This is a genomic window from Roseofilum halophilum BLCC-M91 (assembly GCF_030068445.1).
GTDB classification, from domain to species: domain Bacteria; phylum Cyanobacteriota; class Cyanobacteriia; order Cyanobacteriales; family Desertifilaceae; genus Roseofilum; species Roseofilum halophilum.
Genome location: NZ_JAQPOK010000122.1, coordinates 37492 through 44847, shown reverse-complemented (window position 1 = coordinate 44847; position 7356 = coordinate 37492). Strand labels below are relative to the sequence as shown.

The 7356-nt window shown below is 48.9% G+C and carries 7 protein-coding genes; 3 read left to right on the top strand and 4 right to left on the bottom strand.

Features of this window, described 5'->3' with window-relative positions; translation table 11 throughout:
- Positions 1–240: 240 nt before the first annotated feature.
- Positions 241–1275 (bottom strand): YdcF family protein, encoded by a 1035-nt coding sequence (locus PJF56_RS16350; RefSeq protein WP_283763761.1) that lies wholly within the window; start codon positions 1273–1275, stop codon positions 241–243.
- A 174-nt stretch (positions 1276–1449) separates the two neighbouring features.
- Here PJF56_RS16350 and PJF56_RS16345 point away from each other — a divergent pair, with 174 nt between their 5' ends.
- The gene (locus PJF56_RS16345) at positions 1450–2643 is read left to right on the top strand and encodes a pentapeptide repeat-containing protein (RefSeq protein ID WP_283763760.1); all 1194 of its coding nucleotides are present in this window, start codon (positions 1450–1452) and stop codon (positions 2641–2643) included.
- 254 nt (positions 2644–2897) lie between these two features.
- On the opposite strand, the gene PJF56_RS16340 is transcribed toward PJF56_RS16345, so the two are convergent.
- Positions 2898–3773, bottom strand: a complete 876-nt coding sequence (locus PJF56_RS16340) for an SDR family oxidoreductase (protein WP_283763759.1) — start codon at positions 3771–3773, stop codon at positions 2898–2900.
- A gap of 108 nt (positions 3774–3881) precedes the next feature.
- Here PJF56_RS16340 and PJF56_RS22380 point away from each other — a divergent pair, with 108 nt between their 5' ends.
- A complete protein-coding gene (locus PJF56_RS22380) occupies positions 3882–3947 on the top strand; it encodes a helix-turn-helix domain-containing protein (protein WP_430540894.1) in 66 nt (21 codons plus the stop codon).
- Here PJF56_RS22380 and PJF56_RS16335 read toward each other — a convergent pair.
- Positions 3944–4645: a MotA/TolQ/ExbB proton channel family protein gene (locus PJF56_RS16335; RefSeq protein WP_283763758.1), complete on the bottom strand. Its 702-nt coding sequence runs from the start codon at positions 4643–4645 to the stop codon at positions 3944–3946. The two genes, PJF56_RS22380 and PJF56_RS16335, sit on opposite strands and share 4 nt — an antisense overlap.
- A 196-nt stretch (positions 4646–4841) precedes the next feature.
- Between PJF56_RS16335 and PJF56_RS16330 the strand changes: the two genes are divergently transcribed.
- Complete coding sequence (locus PJF56_RS16330) at positions 4842–5144, top strand: YkvA family protein (RefSeq protein WP_283763757.1); 303 nt, start codon at positions 4842–4844, stop codon at positions 5142–5144.
- Here PJF56_RS16330 and PJF56_RS16325 read toward each other — a convergent pair.
- Positions 5141–7231, bottom strand: coding sequence for a hypothetical protein (locus PJF56_RS16325; RefSeq protein ID WP_283763756.1), 2091 nt, complete (start codon positions 7229–7231; stop codon positions 5141–5143). The two genes, PJF56_RS16330 and PJF56_RS16325, sit on opposite strands and share 4 nt — an antisense overlap.
- Positions 7232–7356: the final 125 nt, after the last annotated feature.

Sequence of the window (7356 nt, the reverse complement as noted above, 5' to 3'; positions counted from 1 at the left end):
AACGTACTCGTAAATCTAAAGGAACAGAAGGAGAGCAACTAAGTTTATTCTAAGATTCACGGCGGTTAAAACCGCCTGAGTCGAACTTCCTCCGCGTACTAAAGTAACCCGGCTTCCGTTCTCCCACTCTTTTTTTCGTGATGACAAGGAGCGGGGTTCAGCCTACTGTTAACCCATTGACTGTCGGGTTGATTGCTCTCTCCTTGTGTCATTAGAATGAGTAATGAGTCATTAATTCTCTTAAATAAAGGGTGACAACCATCCGCGTAAAAAATAGTAGATGGTCACTAAATATTCATTGGTGACTTGGGTGCTTAAGGTTAGGGCTTGGGCACTAGGAATAAGATCTTCTAAGGTTATTTTTTTCAAAATCGATAAATCTTGACGAGTAATAAAATCAGTTGGGCTAGGAATAACGGTCATTCCCAGTTGAGAAAAGGTGAGTTCTGCCCGATGCATTTGTAAAGCGGAGGTGACCAGAATAATCGGAGTCTTTTGTAATCCTTGCACCTCCATAATTTTTTGGACTTGTAGGGCAGCGCGATACATATTATTCCCTTGAGAAATGGGTTGCAGGTTAGAATTATGGACTCCAAAACGCTGGAGTACATTGACAATATCTTGGGCTTCGTTCGGGGGTTCAGTGAGGCTGACACTCTCTACCCTAGACCGTCCGGTGACAATGATTTGGGGGTCTTGGTTTTGGGAAACGGAGGCCCAAAATATTTCTAGGGTATGAAAAATTAGGTTACCGCGATCGCTCAACTGCACATGGCGATGATTTTCCGTAGTCAATGCTTCCGTCGTATTTTGACCTAAAAGGACAATGATCCGAGCTTGTTCAGTTAAGGGAACAGGACAAGCCGCTTGACAGTTCAGATACCGTTGTTGCGTGGTTCTCACGGATTCCGATTCGGCTTGATGGGCCAAGGTATAGGCAACTAAGGGCAGACTAAACACAACCAAAATAGCAAACCCAGCCCACAACAAAGTTTTCCCCGGTTTAGCAATTTCCTTGCCTTTGAAGTGCAGCATCCCCGATAAAATCAGGATAATGGAGAGTCCGAGGGGGGTGAGGGGAAAAACCAACAACCTCCAAATGTCTGCCACCACCACCGTACTGGGATTGAAAAAGGTCAAGATAATCAGGGTGAAAATCAGGATTCCGCCCAACCAGGTATAATATTTTTTCGGAATCCATTGCAGGAGAATCGCGTAAGCAATGACTGCAATCAGCAGCCAGAGCAAAAGCCGAGTGAGTAGGGAAAAGAGCATACTGCGGCCGGTCTGGGTTAAGGACTCGTGGGTAGTTCACTTCCCTATCACTATCTCCTATTCGCTACGGTCGGGACAAGAGGCCGTTTTGGCTTGCTTTTAAGGTTGTACAAGCCCGTTATTGAGCCGCAAAGCATGAGACAATAACAGGTTGAACGAGTGAGAGCAACCTTTATGTCCCAACCCCTGACTGAGAATCGATATCCGGAAGTGCTATCTCTAGAGTGGTCTGTTGTACCCCTTTCTGAGTCTACGGGGGATGAGCAACAGTATGATTTGTATTTGAGTTTGACCTTGGGTCGTCAGTGGCAGTCCCTGGGGAATGGCAAGCTGCAATGGGGCTTGAAGGGGGGCGAGTTGGCGCTGAGGTTGAAAGGAGGAATTTGGTGTTTAGAAGCGGGTCAGGAGCCGGATTTGGGCGGGATTGGGGCACGGGCTAAAGCCTCTGGAATCCCAGAAAACCCCACCTGGACGTTAACTCCCCTGAAATCCGGCCAGATATTGGCCGGCTCTATCACGGGATGCAAGTGGGGGCGTATTCGAGCTAGTTCTAGCCAGGGAGCGCTAGAAGCGACGTTTTCTCTGAAGGCGACGGATATCCAAATTATGGGGGCAGAAGGGTTATGGCTTCATCAAGTCACGCCGAATCAAGTGGCGATCGCCGAGCAAAAACTGGCCCTGATGCTGCTAAAATCATCACTGCAACCCTACATCAGTCGCACCCTCTGGCAATCTCAAGGGGAAGTGGAGATGCAACCCCCCTATCAACCCCACTTCGATCAAACTCCAGCCTTAGACCTGATTACCCAAATTACCACCGCCAACACGGACAACTTCCAAGAACTCGCCGACATGGCTGGCTTAAACCTAGCCCAAGACTTAGCCGGAGCTAAACTCTTAGGAACCAATTTAAACGGTTTAGACTTGAGCGAAGCGAACCTTTCTCGCGTCTATTTACGGGGAGCAGAACTGTGTGATGTGGATTTCAGCAGTGCAAATCTACAACAGGCCAACTTTGGCGGTGCAGACCTCAGTGGCGCTTATCTCAGCGATGCGAATTTAGAAGGGGCAAACTTCCACCGCGCCAGTTTAGCCCTCGCTAACCTCAGTGGAGCGAACTTAACGGGGGCAGACTTCACTGAGGCTAACCTCCGCAATGCCAACCTCAGCGATACCCAGTTAAAAGGGGCGAAGTTTACCGGAGCAGACTTAACGGGTGCAGGTATGGTGCTTTCCGATATTACCGACGTTATTCTCGATGGAGTTAAGGTTAACAATACGCGATTTAAGGATAATCCGGGGTTAACAAAAGCCTTGCACGATACTTTGTTGCAAAGTGGAGCTATTTTTGAAGAAGATGGGGAGTAAGGAAAAGAGCAGATTTCAAGAGTAAAAAACGTTTACCGATTACCAGCGCAAAGGGCTATAAGTGTTAATTGCTAAATGCTAGAAGCTCTTTCAACTGGTTGTTTAAATCTGGGGATGCGGTTAAGGGATTATAGACTTCACCCTCATAAGGTTGCCAAACATAATGAGGGCTAAAAAGTTTGGCCATAGGTTAAACGGAGCAGTTCTCAAGCTTGGGTTAAATTAGCATTTTAAAAAACTGGGTTTTTGAACCCCTAAACTTGCCCCTGGAGCGCCTCTAATTGGGCTTGTAGGGGTGGGGGATTGTAGCCGAGGGCAAAGGCTTTAGAGCTGTCGAGGGAAACATCCTGGGGGCGCGGCGCTGCCATGGGGACATCCTGTTGGCGGGCGGGTTGGATGAATTCCGTGGGTAGGTGTAGGGATTCTGCCATGAGTTGGCCAAATGCATAGCGAGAAATACGTTCATTGGCTCCGAGATGGAGCAGTTCCCCTGGATGGTTGAGGGCAAGCAGAAGTCCCTGAGCAGCAGTGGTGGCGCTGACGGGGGTGCGCCATTCGTCGGTAAAGAGGGCGAGGGGTTGATTGGATCGCAAGGTGCGAATAAAGGGTTGAATAAAACTACTCCCATGGGCAGGGGCAGCGCCAAACATCAGGGGCATCCGACAAATAGTAACTTGGGGATAGATCTGGCGCATTGCCTGTTCTGCTTTTACTTTTTGCTGTCCATAATGGTTAATGGGGGAAGGGCGATCGCTTTCTAGGTAGGGTGCGCTTGTGCCATCAAACACGAGATCGGTGGAGGTAAAGACGCAGGGAATTTGCAGTTGGGCGCTGAGTCGGGCAATTTCGACGGCAGCGTTAATGTTAATTTTGTCGGTTTCTTGAGGATGGTTTTGGCAATAGTTGGGGCTGGATTGGGCGGCAGTATGGATGATAGCATCGGGTTGAATATCGGTGAAGAGGCCCTCTAGAGCGGTGAAGTCGAGGAGGTTAAGGGGGGTGAGACGAATTTGGGGTAAGGGGAGGCTATGGGTATGATATGTGCCGTAAACTTGCCAATTAGATTGGGCAATTTGGCAGAGATTCCAGCCTAAAAAGCCACTTGCCCCGGTAATGAGTAGTTTTTTCATCAGAAAAATTGGGTCTGAAACCCCGCCCTTCCAGGGCGGCTTTACTAAGCATAGGCTACCACAATTACATCTTAGGTGCTACAATGTGAGAAGTCCTTCGACTCACCCATGGAAAGAGCATTTAACTACCGATTTTACCCAACTTCAGAGCAAGAGTCCCTATTCCCCCACTAAGGCGCATCTGAACCATCAGCTTGCACGGAACCTTTATCCAACGTGCGGGGCGTTTTTTCCAAATAATTGCTTTCCTCCTCCGACCAATATTGACGATACAACAGCTCTAACTCACTTCCAGCGCGGCGAAAGAGTTTCACTTGCATAAAAATCAAGCCTTGAAACAAGCGGTAAAAGGCCACAGCAGTAATCGCAATCACCAAACCCACGGCGGTACTAATTAACGCTTCACCAATCCCCAAGGTTACGCCACGGGTGGAGGCAGTGGCTAAATCCCCAATACGAATGGAGCCTAAGGAATTAATCAACCCTAATACCGTTCCCAGGAGTCCCAACATGGGAGAGAGGGAAATCACCGCTTCTAGGATTTTATCCCCCCGACGCATGGCTGCTAGTTCATCATCGGCTGCTGCTTCCAAGGCTAAACGAAAGGCCTCTGGATCGGCATTTCTGATCCTTAGCGGAGCATAGAGAAACCGACCGACGGGTTGATCGCTGGCGCGTCGGGCAATTTCTGGCGCAGTTCTCCAGTCTTCCCGTGCGGCTTCTAGAATTTGCTCGATCAGTTCTTTTTCCTTAGTTAAAACTGTCCACCAAAACCACAACCGTTCAATAATCGTACTGAGGGCAAGTACGGATAAGAACAGCAATGGGCCAATGGTTAACCCCCCCTTCTCTAAAATTTCTGCGATCGTCATGGTTGTCTGGTTCTCTGTGCCTAAACGCTGGATAATGGATCGGTGTTCTTCGATTGTCTTACATTTTAGGGTGAAATTTCGGGTGTTCGGAGTTTGCGATCGGGTTTTTGCTTCCGGTGGAGCTAGGTGGGGTAATCCTTACCCGCATTTTAGATAAGAGTTTGCCACAATAGAGGCATTGAGAGAAAACGATCCTATGAGCAACCCCATTCAATCCCTGTACACCTGGTATCGAAATATGATTCGCAATCCCCAGTATCGCTGGTGGATTATTCTGGGGACATTGGTTTATATTTTCAGCCCTCTAGATATTTCCCCGGATGTGTTTCCGATCGCCGGTCAAATTGATGATGTGGCCGTCATGGTAATTTTGCTTTCCGAGGTCTCCCAATTGATTTTAGACCGAGTGAAAGCCAAACAGCCATCAGCGACCACCTCCTCCAGTGACGAAAGCGCTCCCCAAAACACGGTTGATGTGGATGCAGTTTCCCTTGATTAACGCTCTGATTCTGAGTTCGGATTAGAAATCGGTAGAACTTCGAGTCCCGGTACTGGAGCAACAGACTCTGGTGCATCGGGTTCTGGGGGCGCAGGTTCTGGGGTATAGATGGGAGGAGCAAGACGGGCTTCCCAGACTGTAATCTGGGATTGGGCGCTGGAATAGAGGCTATGACTCGGAGGAATTTTAGCGGCAATGGCGATCGCCCCTGGCAGATCGTAACTGGATCGAGCTTGGGCTAAATTCAGTAATTGTTGTCCCCAACGAGTCATTTCTTGTTCAGCACTTTGACGTAAGGGATGTTCCCAAGGCACTTGTTGGACGCGGTTAATGGCGGCTGCTAGGTCTTCGGGTGAACCTTTAGCCGCGATTTGTTGAGCTGTTTGCAAATTATCCCGACCTCTGAGTTGCCATTGCCAATCATCAATTAAATCATTGGCTTCACCGGAAAGGGCGCGACCGGGGGAAATTTGCCCCGCAGTGGCGATCGCCCCACTGAGATCGCCCATATTGGCATAATTTCGCGCTCGATCCAGATAGGGTCTATCTTCGAGTAGCTCTAACTGATTCGTCCACATGCGGATTTTCTCCTGAGCTTGGGGATAGAGCGCCCGTCCTGGAGAAATGCGTCGGGCTTCATTAATAGCAGATTGTAGGGAGAGAGCATCCCCAGCAAAGGCCAAACTTTGGGCATTATTTAAATAGGGCCGATCTTCAATGCGCTCCACTTGGTCTTGCCAACGGTCAATTTTATCTTGGGCTTGATGATAGAGACTGCGACCCGGACTAATCATACTCGCTTCCCGAATGGCCGATCGCAAATCGTCTAGAGTCCCTCCGATGGCCAAAGATTCAGCCCGATTTAAGTACGGCCGGTCTTCAATCGTTTGGATTTCGGCATTCCAGGTATTGAGCAGGGTAGAGGCTTCCTCATAGCGGGGCGCATTGGTAGAAATTAAGGACACCTCCGCCACCGCTTTAGCTAGATCGTTGACTCCGCCAGAACTGGCTAGATGGCGGGCTTTTTCCAACCGCGCCACATCTTCAATATCCCGTTGCCATCGAGAGATAAAATATTGGGCCTTGCCATAGAGGGGTCGTTTAATATCAATTTGTTGGGCCCCAGCGATCGCCTTTTCTAATCCTGAAACCGTATTACTCCAGGTCAATTGATGGGCTTTAGCCAAAACCGTAAAATCCTCTACCTGTTTCTCCATTTGGGCAGTAGCCGGAATTTTAGCCGCAATGGCGATCGCCCCTTGGGCATCTTCAAGTTCTAACTGCTCTTGTGCCAATTCCATCATCTGGCGACCTACCTTACGGATCAGATTTTGAGCCTCTCCATACAAATAACTCGACTTCTCCACCTTCTCCATCAAAGCAATCGCCTTGAGCAAATCCTCCACCGTGCCCAAGTCGGCCAAATCTTCGGCCTCAACCAACGTTTGACCATCCCGACGAGCAGTTTGGATCAATTGGGTCAACTCCTGATAGCGGGTTTCCGACCAATAGACGTTATTAATTTCCAGCAATCTCGTTGCTTTGCGGAACGCCTGCGTCCATTGTCGTTTGCGGATCAATGCTTCTGTTTCTTCATAAATCCCTTCCGCCTTTTCCCATAAAGCCCGCCAGCGCTCCAGGCGATTATTCACCAGACCTGATGCCGTGGTATTACTGGGAATATTTTGGGCTGTGGCGATCGCCTCTTGCAACTTCCCCTGTTCAAACAGCATATCCCCCAAAACCAGCATATTTTCTGCCCAATCCTCAATTGATTGATTAATTCGAGGGCGCAAAGGATGATCCATGGGCAAAGCATTTACAATTTCGATCGCCTCTAAATACCCTTCTCCCGTCTGCTCTTGAGCCGCCATTTCCGCACAATGCAAGCGCAGGGAAGCCGAAGCTGTTGCCCATTGAACTTGGTCGCAGTTCGGTAACTTGGGCAATTTCAGCAAAGTCAAGATACTTAAAAACCCTAAACCTCCTGGCACAAGGATAATCAGGGCAATCCAGAATAACCAGGATTGAGGGCCAATGGTCTGAACCTTGAGATTGGAGTTGGGGGTATGGGATGGAGAATTCATAGGGCCAGTTTGTCAAGACTTGCTATATTATGGGGGCAATTCAGGCGATCGCCAACGAAAAAAGCAGATTAAAAGGAGATTAAGGGTGTTCTTATCCTACCGTTGCCGTCCAGAAACGCCAACCG

What these genes read in the sequence shown, in the direction of transcription:
- PJF56_RS16350 (WP_283763761.1), bottom strand. Translation starts at nt 1,275, where the DNA reads ATGCTCTTTTCCCTACTCACTCGGCTTTTGCTCTGGCTGCTGATTGCA.
- PJF56_RS16345 (WP_283763760.1), top strand. Translation starts at nt 1,450, where the DNA reads ATGTCCCAACCCCTGACTGAGAATCGATATCCGGAAGTGCTATCTCTA.
- PJF56_RS16340 (WP_283763759.1), bottom strand. Translation starts at nt 3,773, where the DNA reads ATGAAAAAACTACTCATTACCGGGGCAAGTGGCTTTTTAGGCTGGAAT.
- PJF56_RS16335 (WP_283763758.1), bottom strand. Translation starts at nt 4,645, where the DNA reads ATGACGATCGCAGAAATTTTAGAGAAGGGGGGGTTAACCATTGGCCCA.
- PJF56_RS16330 (WP_283763757.1), top strand. Translation starts at nt 4,842, where the DNA reads ATGAGCAACCCCATTCAATCCCTGTACACCTGGTATCGAAATATGATT.
- PJF56_RS16325 (WP_283763756.1), bottom strand. Translation starts at nt 7,231, where the DNA reads ATGAATTCTCCATCCCATACCCCCAACTCCAATCTCAAGGTTCAGACC.